This window comes from Kitasatospora viridis, from assembly GCF_007829815.1.
GTDB classification, from domain to species: Bacteria; Actinomycetota; Actinomycetes; order Streptomycetales; family Streptomycetaceae; genus Kitasatospora; species Kitasatospora viridis.
This window is the reverse complement of sequence record NZ_VIWT01000001.1, coordinates 799,919-815,409: the sequence shown is the minus strand read 5'-3', so window position 1 is coordinate 815,409 and position 15,491 is coordinate 799,919. Positions and strand designations below refer to the sequence as shown.

General features: G+C 73.6%; 16 protein-coding genes. 7 read left to right on the top strand and 9 right to left on the bottom strand.

Annotation, left to right across the window (positions count from 1 at the left end):
- Positions 1-48 precede the first annotated feature (48 nt).
- The gene (locus tag FHX73_RS03775) at positions 49-1,290 is read right to left on the bottom strand and encodes an amino acid permease (protein ID WP_246213764.1); all 1,242 of its coding nucleotides are present in this window, start codon (positions 1,288-1,290) and stop codon (positions 49-51) included.
- 174 nt (positions 1,291-1,464) lie between these two features.
- Here FHX73_RS03775 and lanKC point away from each other — a divergent pair, with 174 nt between their 5' ends.
- From lanKC to FHX73_RS03760, 4 genes are all read left to right on the top strand, one after another.
- Positions 1,465-4,029 carry a class III lanthionine synthetase LanKC gene (gene lanKC / locus FHX73_RS03770; protein ID WP_145903267.1) on the top strand — a complete coding sequence of 855 codons (2,565 nt, stop codon included), beginning with the start codon at positions 1,465-1,467 and terminating at the stop codon, positions 4,027-4,029.
- Positions 4,030-4,069: 40 nt separating this feature from the next.
- Positions 4,070-4,168 (top strand): class III lanthipeptide, encoded by a 99-nt coding sequence (locus tag FHX73_RS45495; RefSeq protein ID WP_211786131.1) that lies wholly within the window; start codon positions 4,070-4,072, stop codon positions 4,166-4,168.
- Between the two features lie 94 nt (positions 4,169-4,262).
- Positions 4,263-5,288 carry an LLM class flavin-dependent oxidoreductase gene (locus tag FHX73_RS03765; RefSeq protein ID WP_145903266.1) on the top strand — a complete coding sequence of 342 codons (1,026 nt, stop codon included), beginning with the start codon at positions 4,263-4,265 and terminating at the stop codon, positions 5,286-5,288.
- 50 nt (positions 5,289-5,338) lie between these two features.
- Complete coding sequence (locus tag FHX73_RS03760) at positions 5,339-6,637, top strand: nucleotide disphospho-sugar-binding domain-containing protein (protein ID WP_145903265.1); 1,299 nt, start codon at positions 5,339-5,341, stop codon at positions 6,635-6,637.
- 7 nt (positions 6,638-6,644) lie between these two features.
- Here FHX73_RS03760 and FHX73_RS03755 read toward each other — a convergent pair whose 3' ends face one another.
- The 4 genes from FHX73_RS03755 to FHX73_RS03740 all read right to left on the bottom strand — a co-directional run bounded on the left by FHX73_RS03755 (position 6,645) and on the right by FHX73_RS03740 (position 10,967).
- Positions 6,645-7,454 (bottom strand): hypothetical protein, encoded by an 810-nt coding sequence (locus FHX73_RS03755; protein WP_145903264.1) that lies wholly within the window; start codon positions 7,452-7,454, stop codon positions 6,645-6,647.
- A gap of 69 nt (positions 7,455-7,523) precedes the next feature.
- On the bottom strand, positions 7,524-8,285 hold the full coding sequence (locus tag FHX73_RS03750) for an alpha/beta hydrolase family protein (protein ID WP_145903263.1): 762 nt from the start codon (positions 8,283-8,285) through the stop codon (positions 7,524-7,526).
- A 55-nt stretch (positions 8,286-8,340) separates the two neighbouring features.
- On the bottom strand, positions 8,341-9,888 hold the full coding sequence (locus FHX73_RS03745; protein WP_145903262.1) for an FMN-binding glutamate synthase family protein: 1,548 nt from the start codon (positions 9,886-9,888) through the stop codon (positions 8,341-8,343).
- A 209-nt stretch (positions 9,889-10,097) separates the two neighbouring features.
- Entirely contained in the window at positions 10,098-10,967 is an 870-nt protein-coding gene (locus FHX73_RS03740) for a DUF4232 domain-containing protein (protein WP_246213763.1), read from the bottom strand.
- 158 nt (positions 10,968-11,125) lie between these two features.
- Here FHX73_RS03740 and FHX73_RS03735 point away from each other — a divergent pair, with 158 nt between their 5' ends.
- Positions 11,126-11,773: a histidine phosphatase family protein gene (locus tag FHX73_RS03735; protein ID WP_246213333.1), complete on the top strand. Its 648-nt coding sequence runs from the start codon at positions 11,126-11,128 to the stop codon at positions 11,771-11,773.
- A 90-nt stretch (positions 11,774-11,863) separates the two neighbouring features.
- Here the strand turns inward: FHX73_RS03735 and FHX73_RS03730 are convergent, their stop codons facing one another.
- From FHX73_RS03730 to FHX73_RS44480, 3 genes are read right to left on the bottom strand one after another with little or no spacing between them, the layout of a single operon-like run.
- The gene (locus FHX73_RS03730; RefSeq protein WP_145903261.1) at positions 11,864-12,103 is read right to left on the bottom strand and encodes a hypothetical protein; all 240 of its coding nucleotides are present in this window, start codon (positions 12,101-12,103) and stop codon (positions 11,864-11,866) included.
- Positions 12,091-12,324, bottom strand: a complete 234-nt coding sequence (locus FHX73_RS03725) for a hypothetical protein (protein WP_145903260.1) — start codon at positions 12,322-12,324, stop codon at positions 12,091-12,093. Before FHX73_RS03725 ends, FHX73_RS03730 begins: the two co-directional genes overlap by 13 nt.
- Positions 12,321-12,707: an ATP-binding protein gene (locus FHX73_RS44480; RefSeq protein WP_145903199.1), complete on the bottom strand. Its 387-nt coding sequence runs from the start codon at positions 12,705-12,707 to the stop codon at positions 12,321-12,323. Before FHX73_RS44480 ends, FHX73_RS03725 begins: the two co-directional genes overlap by 4 nt.
- A gap of 304 nt (positions 12,708-13,011) precedes the next feature.
- Here FHX73_RS44480 and FHX73_RS03715 point away from each other — a divergent pair, with 304 nt between their 5' ends.
- Positions 13,012-13,875: a helix-turn-helix domain-containing protein gene (locus FHX73_RS03715; protein WP_145903258.1), complete on the top strand. Its 864-nt coding sequence runs from the start codon at positions 13,012-13,014 to the stop codon at positions 13,873-13,875.
- A complete protein-coding gene (locus FHX73_RS03710; RefSeq protein ID WP_145903257.1) occupies positions 13,868-14,071 on the top strand; it encodes a DUF397 domain-containing protein in 204 nt (67 codons plus the stop codon). Before FHX73_RS03715 ends, FHX73_RS03710 begins: the two co-directional genes overlap by 8 nt.
- A gap of 73 nt (positions 14,072-14,144) precedes the next feature.
- Here FHX73_RS03710 and FHX73_RS03705 read toward each other — a convergent pair whose 3' ends face one another.
- Positions 14,145-14,720, bottom strand: a complete 576-nt coding sequence (locus tag FHX73_RS03705; RefSeq protein WP_145903256.1) for a hypothetical protein — start codon at positions 14,718-14,720, stop codon at positions 14,145-14,147.
- Positions 14,721-15,491 lie beyond the last annotated feature (771 nt).

The following is a 15,491-nucleotide window of genomic DNA, read 5'->3' as shown; positions in this document are numbered from 1 at the left end:
GTCAGATGCGCCCCGGGGCGGGGTGCACGACACCCGCCCCGGGGCGGCTCAGGCCGCCTCGGTGACCTGAGCCGGGGCGCCCGGACCGTACTTCCCGTAGGCCAGCGCCCCGGCGCCCAGCAGCAGCGGCCAGACCAGGTACTGACCCGACATCACCAGCAGCACCGCCACGGCGGCCAGCGCCACCAGCGCCGCGCCCCAGGCCACGCTGCGCCGCGGCAGCAGCTTCACCGCCGCCCCCACCCCCAGCGCGTACACCATCACGAAGGAGCCGGTGGTCAGCAGCACCAGCGGTGCCGGACCCACACCGGCCGCCTCCACCGCGCCGAGCGCCAGCAGCGAGAGCACCGCCACCGCGGCCAGGCTGCGCCGCGGCACCTCGCCCGCCACGCTGCCGCGCGCCAGCACGGCGGGCAGCTGCCCGTCCCGGCCCAGCGCCGCACCCAGCTTGGAGGCACCGGCCCAGTAGGCGTTCATCGCTCCCAGGGTCAGCAGCAGCGCCGCACCGGCCGCCAGCACCCGGGCGTTGCCGCCGAGGCCGCTGGCCATCAGGTCGCCGAGCGGCGCGCTGGAGTTGGCCGCGCCCGGCCCGAGCACCACGATCACCGCGAAGGCCAGCACCAGGTAGAGCGCGCCGACGATCAGCACGGCCAGCCCGGTCGCCCTCGGCAGGTCGCGGGCGGGGGAGCGGAACTCCCCGGCCAGGTAGGTGATCGCCTCCCAGCCGGCGAAGCTCCACACCAGCAGCGCGGCGGCCGGCCCGATCGCCGACCACCCGTGCGGCGCGAACGGGTGCAGGTGGGACAGCCGCGCCTGCGGCAGCGAGGACGCGACCGAGACCAGCAGCAGCGTCACCAGCACCACGGCCAGCGCGAGTTGGAACCGTCCGGAGACCTTCAGCCCGACCCAGTTGGCCAGCCCCACCACGGCCATCAGGGCGGCCGCCGTCACCACCGTCGTGGTCCGCCCGCCGCCGAGCGCGGAGGAGACGTACGCCCCGCCGAACAGCCCCGCCGCCGCCGAGCCCGGCGGCACCGCGAAGTAGAAGCACCAGCCCGCGATCGAGGCGGCCCGGGGCCCGAACGCCAGTCGCGCGTAGTAGGAGACCCCGCCCGCGTCCGGGTAGCGCGACCCGAGCGCCGCGAACGTCACCGCGAGCGGCGCGGACAGCACCACCAGAGCGGCCCAGGCGAGCAGCGAGGCCGGCCCCGCCACCTTCGCCGCCATCGCGGGCAGCGCGATCACCCCGGTCCCCAGCACCGCCCCGACGTACATCGCGGTGCCCTGCACGAGTGACAACGTGCCCTGGTGGGAGGTGGATTGGTCGGATCTACCGGGAGTCTCAGCTACATCGGTCACCGGGACACTATGGCAGCTCCGCCCCGGAAACACCCGGGCTTGCACCAACGAGCGAACGCCGGGATGTCCATCGACTGTTGAACGCCGCCCGGCACGGTGACCGGCATGAACGAGAGCGCGTCCGACGGCCTGGCCCACACGCTGGCCGACCGGGACTTCTACCTGCCGCTGGAGGCGGCGCCCGATCCCGGGGCGCCGTTCGCGCCGGGGCGGGTCGGCGCGGGGTGGCAGTGGCGCACGGGTGGGGTGTGGACGTACTGGGTGCCGCCGGGCGAGTCGCTCGGGGGGCTGCCCGTGCAGGGCTGGAAGGTGCACGTGTCGGCCACGGCGGCGCGGGCCGGGCAGGTGCTGGACGCGGCGGCCGAGGTGTTCTTCGCGCACCGGGTGGTGTTCAAGCACCTGTCCGCCGAGGCGTACTTCCGCTACCTGCACCACAAGCACGGTCCGCGCCAGCAGGCCGGGAAGTTCATCGCCGGCTACCCGGTGGACGTCGAGCGGGCCCGGGAGGTGCTGGAGGCGCTGCGGGAGCGGCTCGGTGACGAGCCGGGGCCGTTCGTGCTGACGGACCGCCGCTACCGGGACTCGCCCACCGTGCACTACCGGTACGGCGGGTTCCGCCCGGCCCGGCGGCTGCGCGCCGACGGCACGGTGGCGCGGCTGATCCGGCGGCCGGACGGCGAGTGGGTGGCGGACCTGCGGCTCCCGGCGTTCACCCTGCCCGACGGCGTGCGCGACCCGTTCGCGGAGCCCGAGGCCGAGCCGGAGCCCGCGTCGGCGGGGCCGGTGGTGCTGGGGGAGTACGAGATCACCGCCGCCCTGCGCCACAGCAACGCCGGCGGCAGCTACCTCGGACAGCACCGGGCCACCGGCCGCAAGGTGTTCGTCAAGGAGGCCCGGGCACACAACGGGCTCTCGCCGGATGGCAGTTGCGCGCAGGAACGGTTGCGCCGGGAGCACCGGACGCTGGTCGCCCTGCACGCCGCCGCGCCGGGCCTGGCCCCCGAACCGCTCGGCTACCTGCGGGAGTGGGAGCACGAGTTCCTGGTCACCGAGTTCCTGGGCGGCACCTCGCTGCACGAGTGGACGGCGCGGCACGCGCCGGTCGCCCGGGCCGCCGCCACCCGCGAGCAGTTCGCGGCCTACTACGCGCGCTGCACGCGGCTGGCCGAGCAACTGGAGCGCGCGGTCGGCCGGTTGCACGAGCTGGGCTACGCCTTCGGCGACCTCAACTCCCGCAACGTCCTGGTCGACGAGGGCCCGGACGGCCGCGACACCCTGCGGCTGATCGACTTCGAGACGGCGACCACCGCCGGGCAGCCGTCGTTCCGCATCGGCACCCCCGGATTCGCCCCGCCACGCGGCCTGTTCGGGGAGGACCGGGAGGGCCGGGACCGCTACGCGCTGTCGGCGGTGCTGCTCTGCCTGCTCTTCCCGCTGCACCCGGTGCTCGACCGGTCACCGGCCAACCTCCCGCTGCTGGAGCGGGAGTTGACGGCGCTGTCGCCGGTGCCGGCGGAACTGTGGCGCAAGGCAACCGAGTTCGTCCCGGCGCGGCCGGCCCGACCGCTGGACACCGCGCTGCCCGAGTTCACCGCGGGCGTGGCCCGCGGCCTGCTGGCCCTGGCAGGGCGCGGGCCCGAGGACGCGGTGTTCCCGCTCGCGCCGGACGCCTACCGGACCAACCGGCTCGGCTACGCGCACGGCCTCGCGGGCATCCTGTCGGCCCTGCGACAGGCCGCCGTCCCGGTGCCGGCGGAGTTCACCGAACGGCTGCGCCGCGCCGCACTGGCCGGGCGCGCCGAGCTCCCGCCCGGCCTGAACTGCGGCACGGCGGGCATCGCCTGGGCACTCGCCGAGCTCGGCGAGCCGGACGCCGCGACGGCGCTGGCCGAGCACGCCGTGAACCACCCGCTGGGCCTGACCTGCGTGACGCTCGGCGACGGCGCGGCCGGGATCGGCCTCGCGCTGCTCGCCGTGCACGCCCGCACCGGCGACCAGCGGCTGCTGGAGCGGGCCGACGCGCTGGGCGACCGGATCGCCGCGGCCACCCGGGCCGGCGAGGCCTTCGGGGCGGCCGACCCGCGCGGTCTGCTGGCGGGCCGGGCCGGTCTGGCGCACTTCCTGCGCCAGCTGTCCGCGGCCACCGGCCGGCAGGGCCACTACCGCACCGGGCTGCGGCTGATCCACGAGGAGCTCGACCGGGCCGTCGAACTCCCGGGCGGCGCACTCTCGTTCGCCCCGACGGCGGGATCGCGCCGGGCCGTCCCGTACCTGGCCGGCGGCTCCGCCGGCGTCGGCCTCGCGCTGCTCGGCTTCGCCCGGCCCGGGGCGGACGACCGGCTGACGGGGGCCCTCGGGCGGATCGTCGCCGACGCCTCCAAGCCCCTGACCGTGAAGGCGGGCCTGTTCCGCGGCCTCGCCGGTCTCCTGATCTTCCTCACCGACCACGCGGCCTGGTCCGGTGGAGCGTCTGCCCGGCAGACGGTCGACCGGTCCGCCAGGTGCCTGACCACCCATGCGATCCCGCACGGGGACGGCTTCCGCTTCCTCGGTGGGGACGGCCGCCGCTACAGCTGCGATCTCGCGAGCGGCTCAAGCGGCGTCCTCCTCGCGCTCGGCCGGGCACTCCAACCGGGGCCGGGAGGCTTCCTGGCCCCGGTGCCCGACTGAGCGTCAACCATCACCACCCACTCGAAAGGAACCGAACCCGATGAACAACGTGCTGGCACTGCAGACCCTGACCGCCGAGGCCGCCGCCGAGGCCGAGCTGCACCTGAGCGCGATCAGCGACGAGTGCGACGTCGACTGACGCACACCGAAACACCCCCGGGGGGGCGGGCCGCTCACCGAGCGGCCCGCCCGCCGCCACCTACCCCGATCCGCCGCCCTCCGGAGTACGCCCGATGCCACCGCCCACCCGCGTCCCGCTGTCCGTCCTCGACACCGGCCCGGTCGAACGGGGCGAGACGCCCGGCCGGGCCCTCGCCCGGACGATCAGCCTGGCCCGCCAGGCGGACCGGCTGGGCCTGGCGCGGTTCTGGGTGGCCGAGCACCACGGCGCACCCAACATCGCGACCTCCTCGCCGGCGGTGCTGCTCGCGGCGATCGGCGCGGCCACCCGGCGGATCCGGCTCGGCTCGGGGGGAGTGATGCTGCCCAACCACCCGCCGTTCACCGTGGCCGAGCAGTTCGGCACCCTCGACGCGCTCCACCCCGGCCGGATCGACCTCGGCATCGGCCGCGCGCCCGGCACCGATCCGCGCACGGCGGCCGCGCTGCGCAGGCTCCCGGTGGACCGCTTCCCCGAGGAGCTCGCCGACCTGCTCGGGTTCCTGGGCGGCGGCTTCCCGGCCGGCCACCCGTTCGAGGAGGTCACGGCCGTCCCGGGCCGCCGGCTCGGCGCGGGGGCGGTGTGGCTGCTCGGCACGAACACCGCGAGCGCCCGCACCGCCGCCCGGCTCGGCCTGCCCTTCGCCTACGCCCACCACCTCAAGCCCGGCTCGGCCCGGGCGGCCTTCGACGCCTACCGCGGCGAGTTCCGCCCCTCCGCCCACCTGGCCGAGCCGCACACCATGCTCTCCGTGCAGGTGGTCTGCGCGGACGACGACGCGCAGGCGGCCCGGCTGTGCGACCCGCTGGAGCTGTGCATGCTGCGGGCCCGCAGTGCCCCGATCGCCCCGTACCCCTCGGCCGAGGAGGCCCGCGCGCACCGCTGGACGGCGCAGGAGCGCGAGTGGGCGGACCAGCACCAGGCCGCGCAGGCGGTCGGCAGCCCGGAGAGCGTCGGGCAGCGGCTGGCGGAGCTGCTCGTGGACACGGAGGCCGACGAGCTGATGATGGTCAGTATGCTGACCGACACCGCCGCCAAACTGCGCTCGCTCCTGCTGGTGCGTCAGGTGCTCTCCCGCCCGGCCCACGAGTGGTTCTGACGACCTGACAGCGCGCGCCAATGCAGTGACCGTGAATCGAGAGGACCAGGATGTCCCGCATCATCACCGCCGCCATACCCGTGCACGGCCACACCGGCCCGCTGCTCGCCATCACCGCCGACCTGGTCGCCCGCGGCCACGAGGTGGTCTTCCTCGGCGGCTCGCGGTTCGCGAAGGCGGCGGCGGAGACCGGTGCGCGGTTCGTCGCGCTGCCCGCCGAATCCGACTTCGACGACCGCGACCTGGCCGCCTGGTTCCCGGCGCGGGAGGCCACGGCGCCCGGCCCGGAGCGGCTGGTCTTCGACGTCAAGCACATCTTCACCGACCCGGTGCCCGGCCAGTACCGGGCGCTGCGCGAGCTGCTCGCCGAGTTCCCGGCCGACGCGGTGATCGCCGACCTGGCGTTCAACGGCGCGGCGGCGCTCGCCCTCGCGCTGCCGCCGCAGCGGCGGCCCGCGGTGATCAGCATCGGCACCAGCGCGCCCACCCTGCCGAGCGTGGACACCGCCCCGTTCGGCCTGGCCCTGCCGCCCGAGCCGGGGGAGGCCGGGCGGGCGCGCAACCGGACGCTCAACGAGCGGGTGGCGCAGGCCCTCGCGCCGCTCGCCGACTACCTTGCCGAGACCTTCGCCGGCCTGGGGCTGATCCTGCCGGCGGGCTCCCACCGCGCCGTGATCCCCGCCCTCGCCGACCACTACCTGCTGCTGACCGTGCCGGGGCTGGAGTACCCGCGCAGCGACGCGCCGGCCAACTTCCGGTGCGTCGGCGCCCTGCCGGCGCCGCTCGTCGAGGCCGTCGAACTGCCGCACTGGTGGCCGGAGCTGACGGGCGGCCGGCCCGTCGTGGTGGTCACCCAGGGCACCGTCGCCAACCGCGACCTCAGCGAGCTGGTCGCGCCCACCGTGCGGGGCCTGGCCGACCGGGACGTGCTGCTGGTCGCGGCGACCGCCCGCGCGGACGGTCCGGGGGAGCTGGCCGAGCTGCTGGGGGAGCTGCCCGGCAACACCCGCGTCGGCGGCTACCTGCCCTTCGAGCTGCTGCTGCCGCACGCCGACCTGCTGGTCACCAACGGCGGCTACGGCGGCGTGCACGCCGCGCTGCGGCACGGCGTCCCGCTGGTGGTCGCGGGCGCCACCGAGGACAAGCCGGAGGTGGCCGCCCGGGTGCAGTGGGCCGGCGCGGGCGTCGACCTGCGCACCGGCCGCCCCGAGCCGGCGGCGATCGCCGGGGCCGTCGACCGGGTGCTGGGCGACGCCGCCCACCGCGAGCGGGCCCGGGCGCTGCGCGGCGAACTCGCCGCGCACCGGCCGCTCGACACGATCGCCGCCCTGGTGGCCGACCTGGGCTGATCGAGCCTCAGCCGGCGAGCGGGCGGGCCGACCCGCGCACCCGGACCCCGGCCGCGCGGGCCCGCTCGGTCCAGGCCTCGGGCGGGTCGCCGACCACGGTGACCGGCAGGCCCTGCCCGAGGAACTGCCGGACCAGCGGCCAGGCGAGGTCGGCCAGCACGCGGGCGTCGCCGTCCAGCGCACCGGCCCAGGCGTCCAGGTCGATGGTGACGCCGTCGGCCGGGGCGGACCGCTCGGGCTGCTGCGGCTCTGCGCGTTCCAGCAGCAGGCGCCGGTTGGCAGCCAGCAGGTCGACCGGCGGCCGGCCGCCGTCGCCCGGGCCGGCGGTGAGGGCGCCCGCGACCGCCCGGCCGGCGTTCCGGGTGACCCGGGCCAGGTCGTCCATGGTCGGGGCCATGAAGTAGCCGTCGATGTCGCTGCTGAGGATCCGGCTGATCGGGCCCCGGAAGTCGGCGTCGTAACTGTCGTCGGTGAACTCGGTGGCGAGCAGCCGGGCCTGCGGGAACTGCCCGCGCAGCAGGCCGAGCAGCTCGGCGCTGACGGCCGGGATGAGCACGATGTCGGCGTCCGGCCCGGCCTCGCGGATGTCCACCACGATGTGGCCGGGGCCCAGGCGCTCGGCGAGGGCCTCCCGGGCCGGCGGCTTGAGCGCGATGGCGGTGACGACGACGACCGGCCGGCTGCCGGTGGCCGAGCCGACCAGCGGCTCGGCAGCCTCGGCCGGCCCGGCCGGTTCGGTCCGGGCCTCGGCCGGTTCGGCCGCCCGGCTCGCGGGCACCGGCAGGGTCGAGTCGTCCAGCGCTGCGTCAGAAGCCATGGCCCCCAAGACGCGTGCCGTGCCGGGAGCGGTTCCGTCGAGTGCGAACCGCGCCCGGCGCGGCCGCGCTCAGCCGGCGTTGATGTACTGGTCGGCCCAGGCGCTGATGATGTGCGCGGCCCGCTGCGCCTGGCCCCGCACGGTCAGCAGGTGGTCCGCCCCTTCGAGCGAGATGAAGCTGCGCGGGTGCTGGGCCTCGCGGAAGATCTCGCTGGCGTTGGAGATGTCCACGGTGTCGTCGGTCGGCGAGTGCATCACCAGCAGCGGCCGGTTCAGGTCGCGGATCCGCTCGCGCAGCCGGGCCTGGCGGACGTCGTTCACGAAGGCGCGCTTGAGCACCAGGGTCCGCCCGCCGACGAACCACTCGTGCGAGCCCTCGCTGAGCACCCGCTCCACGACCGCGTCGTACTGGTGCTCGACGTGGCTGGGGTCGGAGGGCGCCCCGATCGTGGCGACCGCGCGGACCCCGGGGGCGTCCGCCGCCGCGGCGATCGCGGCGGCCCCGCCCCAGGAGTGCCCGACCAGCAGGTCCGCCGGCGTCCCGCGCTGCGCCATCAGCTCGGCCGCGCGGACGGTGTCCTGCACCTTGATGGTGAAGGACCCGTCCCCCCAGTCGCCGTCGGAGTCCCCGATGCCGAGGTTGTCGAAGCGCAGCATCCCGATCCCCTCGCGGGCCAGCTGCTTGCTGACCCGCGAGGCGGCCGGCGAGTTCTTGCCGAGGGTGAACCCGTGGACGAAGATCCCCCAGCCCCGGACCTCGCCCTCCGGCAGCTCGATCGAGCCGGCCAGCTCGGGGCCGACCACGCTGGGGAACCGCACTTCTTCGGACATGATCGCCTCGGCAGGAGCTGGGACTGGACGGTGTGCAAATTCGACTGATGGATCGTCAGACGGCCGGCTGGTAACCGGAGTTCGGGTTGCCGGTGACCAGCGCCGTGATCTCGGCGGCGAGCTCCGGGCCGAGCTCGCCCCAGCCGTCCTTGTAACCGTAGACCCCGCCCAGCGTGCGGGCCTCGTAATCGCCGTTCATCACCTCGACGTCGTTGGCCGTGATCAGCCCCGGGTGGGCGACGCCGAGCGCCGACGAGACCTTGGTCAGCTCCTTGCGCAGGGTGCGCAGGTAGACGGCGGCGCGGGTGGACTTCAGCGCCGGGTCGAGGCCGCGGGCCAGCCACTGGTTCTGGGTGGCGATGCCGGTCGGGCAGGTGTCGGTGTGGCACTTCTGGGTCTGCAGGCAGCCGATCGAGAGCATCGCCTCGCGGGCCACGTTGACCATGTCGGCGCCCAGCGCGAAGGCGACCGCGGCGTTCTCGGGCAGGCCGAGCTTGCCGGAGCCGATGAAGGTCAGCTCGTCGGTCAGCCCCAGCTCGGCGAAGGCGCCGTAGACCCGGGAGAAGCCCATCCGGAACGGCAGCGCCACCGAGTCGGCGAACATCCGCGGCGCCGCACCGGTGCCGCCCTCGCCGCCGTCGATGGTCACGAAGTCCACGCCGCGGTCGCCGCGCGACATCAGCGTGGCCAGCTCCTGCCAGAAGCCCATCTCGCCGACGGCGCTCTTGACCCCGACCGGCAGGCCGGTCTCGGTGGCCAGCAGCTCGACGAAGTCGAGCATCGAGTCGACGTCGCCGAACGCGGTGTGCCGCGAGGGCGAGGCGCAGTCCTTGCCGACCGGGATGCCGCGGATCTCGGCGATCTCCGGGGTCACCTTGGCGCCCGGCAGCATCCCGCCCAGCCCGGGCTTGGCGCCCTGCGAGAGCTTGATCTCGATCGCCTTGACCGGCGCGCTCGCGACGACGTCCTTGAGCTTGTCGAGGTTGAAGGTGCCGTCCTCGTTGCGGCACCCGAAGTAGGCGGTGCCGATCTGCAGCATCAGGTCGCCGCCGTTGCGGTGGTACGGGGAGAGGCCGCCCTCGCCGGTGTTGTGCATGGTGCCGGCCAGCGCCGCGCCCTTGTTGAGCGCGGTGATGGCCGCGCCGGAGAGCGAGCCGAAGCTCATCGCCGAGATGTTCACCACGCTGGCCGGCCGGAACGCCTTGGCCCGCCCGCGCGGCCCGCCCAGCACCTTGGCCGAGGGGATCGGCGACTGCGGGTCGTGCGCGTCGGGCAGGGCGGTGGCGGCGAAGGTGCGCTGCTTCAGGTAGGCGTGGCCCTGCACGTGCTCGACGTCGAGCTCGGTGCCGAAGCCGAAGTAGTTGTTCTCCTCCTTGGCGGAGGCGTAGATCCAGCTGCGCTGGTCACGGCTGAACGGCCGCTCCTCCTCGTTGGAGGCCACGATGTACTGCCGCAGCTCCGGCCCGATCGTCTCCAGCGCGTACCGCGCACGTCCGAGCACCGGGAAGTTGCGCAGCAGCGCGTGCTTCTTCTGGAGCAGGTCGTGGGCGGCCACGACGGCTATGGCCGCCGCGGCGACGGCACCGATCTTCCGCGCGTGCATGAACGTTCCTCCTCGGTGCACGGTCCGCTCCGCCGTGCGATGGGGCGGCGCGTCGTGCTGGCGTGGCGTTGGGCGACGGGCAGGGCCGGTCAGGCACGGCGTCCGCCGGAGAATGCGGAACGATACTAGGAGGGCTGCGCGGCCGACCGGCGGCCAGGGTGCTCGGTGGTCCCAGGGGGCCCGGTGGTCCTGGTGGTCCCACTGGCCCACTACGGCTGGGCGGCCTCCCGCACCCAGGCGCCCGCGCCGAGCCGTCCGGTGGTGCCGAGGTCGAGCTCCGGGGTGACCATCACCGGCGCGGCGCCCGCGAAGGCCCGCACCCGGACGTAGGGGGCGTTCACCGGGGTGCCGTCGGTGGTGGTGTTGCGCCAGACCAGGGTCGCGACGGCGCCCTCGCCCGGGTGCAGCGCGATCGGCGCGGGCGGGGTGTCCGCGCCGGTGCCGGTGGCGATCGCCGCGCCGCCGCGCAGCACGTCGATCCCGTCGACCTGCCGGTGGTCCGCGTCCAGCAGCTGCAGCTGCGGGTAGCCGTTGACGTTCACCGTGGCGGTGCCGCAGTTGCGCAGGTGCAGGCCGACCGCGCGCAGGCCCATCGCGGCGTCGGGCTCGTCGTCCGCGTACACCCGCACGCCCGAGGCCGGGCAGGGGCCGCCGGGCGCCGGGGCCTCGGCGGTCGGCACCCGGCGGACCTTGACCACCTTCAGGTGCGTTCTGTCGGGCGTGGACCGGTCCAGCTCGACCTGCCCCCGCACCGTGGCCCCCGCCGGGACGGCGGTCACGGTCCGCGGCAGGTTGCCGATCGCGCCGCCGCTCGGCGAGAACTGCGTGAACAGCACTGCCACGTCGGCCGGTTCAGTGTCCGGGTTGGTCACCTCGTACTGCGCGCAGCCGGGGCCGACGGCGGTGATCCGCACCCCGTCCCGCGCGGGTGCGGGGGTGGCCGACGGGACTCCGCACGCGCCGGGGCTGGCGGCGGACGGGGCGGCGGCCTCGCCGTCGCAGCCCGCGAGCAGCAGGCCGGCGACCGCGACGGTTATCGCTGCGGCCAGTGGACGTGGGCGGTTCTCGATCCGGTACACCAACCGATGTGATCATGCTCCCGCACCGGCGGGCAGTGAGCCGCGCCACTCGCCCTGCAACAGCTGTGCAACGGTCGTGCTTGAGCGAACTCTCATCCGCGACCGCTACCGTTCCTGGGCGATGCATTGATGCTGTGTGAAGGGGGAGGGAAGTGCAGGTGAATCAGAGTCGGCGCCGCGTGCTGCTCGGACTCGCCGCGGCCCCGCTGCTGCTGGCGGGCTGTGGGTCGACCTCGAAGAAGAAGCACGGGGCTGACGCCGCATCGGCTGCCGCCCCGGGAGCGGACGTGACGGTGATGATCATCCGTCACGGCGAGAAGCCGGCCGATGGCGCGGCCGGCCACGACGAGACCGGCCACCCCGACAAGAGCTCGCTGACCGACCGGGGCTGGCAGCGGGCCGACGCACTGCCGCACCTGTTCACCCCGCAGCCCGCAACCGGCCTGCGCACCCCGGCGAAGGTCTACGCCGCCACCGACACCGGCCCGCACGCGGGCGCCCACCGGATGCGCGAGACCGTCACCCCGCTCGCCCAGCAGCTCGGCCTCACCCTCGACCTGACCTACGCCGAGTCGCAGGAGGCCGCGTTGGCGGGCGCCGCTGCTGCGCAGCCGGGCCCGGTGCTGATCTGCTGGGAGCACACCCGGATCCCGGCGATCGTCAAGGCACTGGCGCTGGCGCCGGATGCCGGAGCGCCGAGCGCCTGGCCGGGCGACCGCTTCGACCTGGTCTGGGTGTTCACGCGCACTGCCGGTGTCTGGTCCTTCCAGCAGGTGAACCAGCACTTGCTGCCGGGGGATGCCTGACGTCGGGCCAGGTCAGGCGCAGGGTGGTGACGACGCCGAGGAGGGCGCCGGCGAGGAGGAGCGCGAGGGTGTAGACGGCGGCGAGGGCGATCATCGGCGGACTCCGAGCAGGCGGTGGCCGAGGTGGTCGGCGAGGTCGTGGAGCAGGTCCTCGGCCTGGCGGCGGGTGAGGGCGAGGGCGAGGTGGTCGCCGGGGGCGGCGTTGATGTCGAGGTCGATGGCGGCGCGGAGTTGGAGGGCCGCGTCGGGGACGGTCTCGACATCGAGGTGGGCGACGGTGGTGCGTTCGGTGCGCACCTGCTGGACGAGCATGGGGATCACGACTCCCACGGTCGGGCCTCCTCGATGAGGGCGAGGAGGTTCAGCACAGTGCTTACCGGCGCGTTGCCGAAGTTGACGAGGGTGTGGCCGTTGACGGTGCCGTTGGTGCGGGCGGATCCCCAGAGCAGGCCGAACTTGGTTCCCTTGTCCTGGAGTTCGCGGATCAGGTCGGTGACTTGGGCGTCGGTGTAGTCGCGGGTGGCGGGGTCGTCGGGCGCGATGGGGCTCATGCGGCGAAGTCCTGTTCGAACCAGACGGCCTTGCCCCCGTGCTTGCGCGGGGCGGTGCCGAAGCGGTGGGTGAGGGAGCGGACGAGGTGGAGTCCGCGTCCGGAGAGCTCGTAGGGGTCGGCGGAGCACGCGGTGCGCTGGTCGGGCAGGTGGGGGCTGTCGTCGGCGACGGAGACCCGGAGCGTGCGGTCGAGGAGCACGACGACGACGGTGGGCGCGGGGCTGCCGCCGTGCTTCCAGGCGTTGACGAAGAGCTCGTGGAGGGCGAGTTCGGCGTCGCAGATGAGGTCGGCGGGCCACCCGACGCAGGTGAGGGCCTCGCGCAGCTCCTCGCGGGCGGTGGACCAGTCGGGCGGGGGTTCGGGCAGGCTGAAGGTACGCATGGCGGAACTCCATGTGCTGGGTTCAGTGAGGTGGTGAGGTGATCGGCGGATGCGTCGCCGTGAGCCAGGCCGGGCGCGTGCGGCTGCTCTGCGGAGCACGAGGCATGAGGGCAGCAGGCGCCTACTGCCCTGGTGACAGGCGTTACTGACGATCCGTCGGATCGACCTGAGAACGACGATAGCGCAGCCTGACTTCAATTGAAGGCACGTGCCGTAAAGTTCCCTCTCCCGTGGGATCCCGAGCTCGGTGGACCTGCTCTCGGCGCTGGCGGCAGACTGATCCCACACTGATCGAGAGGACGCCATGCCACTTCGCCGCGACCCGACCCTGCGTCAACGCCGCCTGGGCGCTGAGCTGCGGCGGATGAGAGAGCAGGCCGGAATGGGTGGCAGCCAGCTCGCTCGTACGCTCGGCCTGAACCCCACTCAGGTGACTCAGATGGAGGCGGGCAAGATCGGCGTCAGCGCCGAGCGCCTGCGTACCGTTGCTACGGCCTGCAAGTGTGCCAACGAGCCGCTCATCGACGCGCTCGCCGTGATGGCCACCGAGCGAGAGAAGGGCTGGTGGGAGGAGTACCGGGGCGTTCTCCCGGCCGACTTCCTCGACGTGGCGGAGATCGAGGGCCACGCGACGGGAATCACCGTCTTCAACATGACCTTCATCCCGGGACTGCTACAGACGAGTTCCTACACGGCATCCGTGTTCACGAAGGGCTTTCCGCCACTTCCGCAGCAGGATGTCGACCAGCGAACCACGTTCCGGCTTCGTAGGCAGCAGTTGATCCGCTCTGGCGGGACCCCGTTTGTGGCGTTCATCCACGAGGCTGCTCTGCGAATCCAGTACGGTCAGTACGGAGTGCTCCACGAGCAGCTGGGTGGCCTCCTGGAGGACTCCGAACTCCCTGGATTCTCGATCAGGATCGTGCCCTTCGACACCGAGGACTTTCCCGGCCCCAGCGAGAACCTGTTCTACGCGGAAGGGCCAGTACCCGAGCTGGATACCGTTCAGGCCGACTCGTCACTCAGCTCCCACCTCTTCGACTCGCCCGCCCACCTGGCAAGCTACCGGGAGATCCTGGCGCGGATCGAGTCCGTCGCTCTGTCGGAGTATCAGTCGCGGGACTTCATCCGCTCCATCATGAAAGAGGCGAAGGTCAAGCATGAGTGACGTCGGTTGGCAGCGGTCCAGTTACACCGCCAACAGCAACAACTGCGTTGAGGTCCGGACAGTCGACGGCCTGGTCGAACTCCGCGAGTCCGACGACGGCGACGTCATCGCCCGCACCACCCCCCTCAAGTTCGCCAAGTTCCTCCAGGGCATCAAGGCCGGCGAGTTCGACCACCACGCCGACTTCACCGCCTAGCCCCGCCCCACCCCCGACGGCCCCTCGCTCCCCCTCCCCCCGAGCGAGGGGCCGCGCCGTTCGGCGCGGAGGACTACGCGGGCCCCACCCGCAAGCCGTACACACCGTCCGCGATCAACTCGAACCCGTGCCGCTCCCATGCCCGACGAAGCTTCACCACCGCCTCCTCGTCCGCCCTCCGTACCTCCGGATCATCGGACTCGTAGCTGCACACCTCGCCCGGACCGTGCTGCGGGTGGATCGGCGCGGGGTAGCAGATGGCCACGGTTCCGGGGATGGCCAGTCGGCGCAGCGCGGTGACGGCCAGGCTCATCCCTACGCCTTTGCCCCGCCATTCCTCGGTGACTTCCACCGACTCAAGCAGTAGGAGGAGTGAAGGGTTGAGCTCGGCCACCAGCGGAACGAGTCGGCCGTCCTCGGTGAAGACGACGCGGGGGATTCGGTCCAGCACCCCGGGATCCGCGTCCAGTGTCTGACGGGGGTTCGGGACGGCGCCGAGGGCGACACGGGTGATCTCGGCCGTGCCGAAGACCGTGGTGTCGGCCTCGGTGTAGAACGACGCGGTCCAGCGGTCGGCCTTCGTGGTCCAGTCCGCGTCCGCGTAGTGGCGTGAGGCATAGGCAATCAGGAACCTGTCCTGATCGGTCATTTGTGCTCTCCCTTGCGACGGGGCGGCCCCCACGCCGCGTGCGCGCGGAGGCCGTCCAGTGTGTCAGCTCTTCGACGGCGGGGGTGTCAGCTGCCCGAGCCCGGGTTTGCCCGGATGGATCGGCACGGCTACTTCGGCTGCGGGGTGGGCTGCGGCTCCGGCGCCGGGTTGCCCCGGTGCTTCGGCGGGTCCTTCGGCTCTCCCTTGTGCTTCATCCTCGCGCTGGTCATGGCCGTTCCTCCTACTCGTTGGTGGGGGCGGTGGTGTCGCTGTCGGGCGGCATCGGACCGGGGGGCCTGTCAGCCGGCCTGGGGGTCGTCATACTGGCTTCACTCCTTACCGAGGAACCGTCCTGGCTCGCCTGATGGCGGCCGGGCCGTGTGGTGGAGCAGAGCTCACCTCGGCCTGACGGCCTGCCAGCAGCTGGCCGGGGTGAGCCGCCCGCGCCGGAAGTCCAACCACGGTCCGGCACGGGAGTTCATGGGTTCTTGGGCGGCCGAATCAGCAGGCGGTCGTTGTTCAGCTGCTGGACGGCGGCCCGGAGGCGGACCATGGTGTCGGACTCCGCCGGCTCCAGCGCGTCGGGTCCGGTGGATGGCCCGGTTTCGCCGGACCCGTCGAGTTCGCCTTGGATCAGGTCAGGAGCGTCAGCCACGTCTGCGGGCGTTCACCACGTGGCGGCGCCTGATCCGTCCAAGGCTTTCCACTCGGGCGCCGGGACGGCGAACGCGGCACGCACCGTCCCCTTTGGGGGCATGGTCGCGTCCGAGG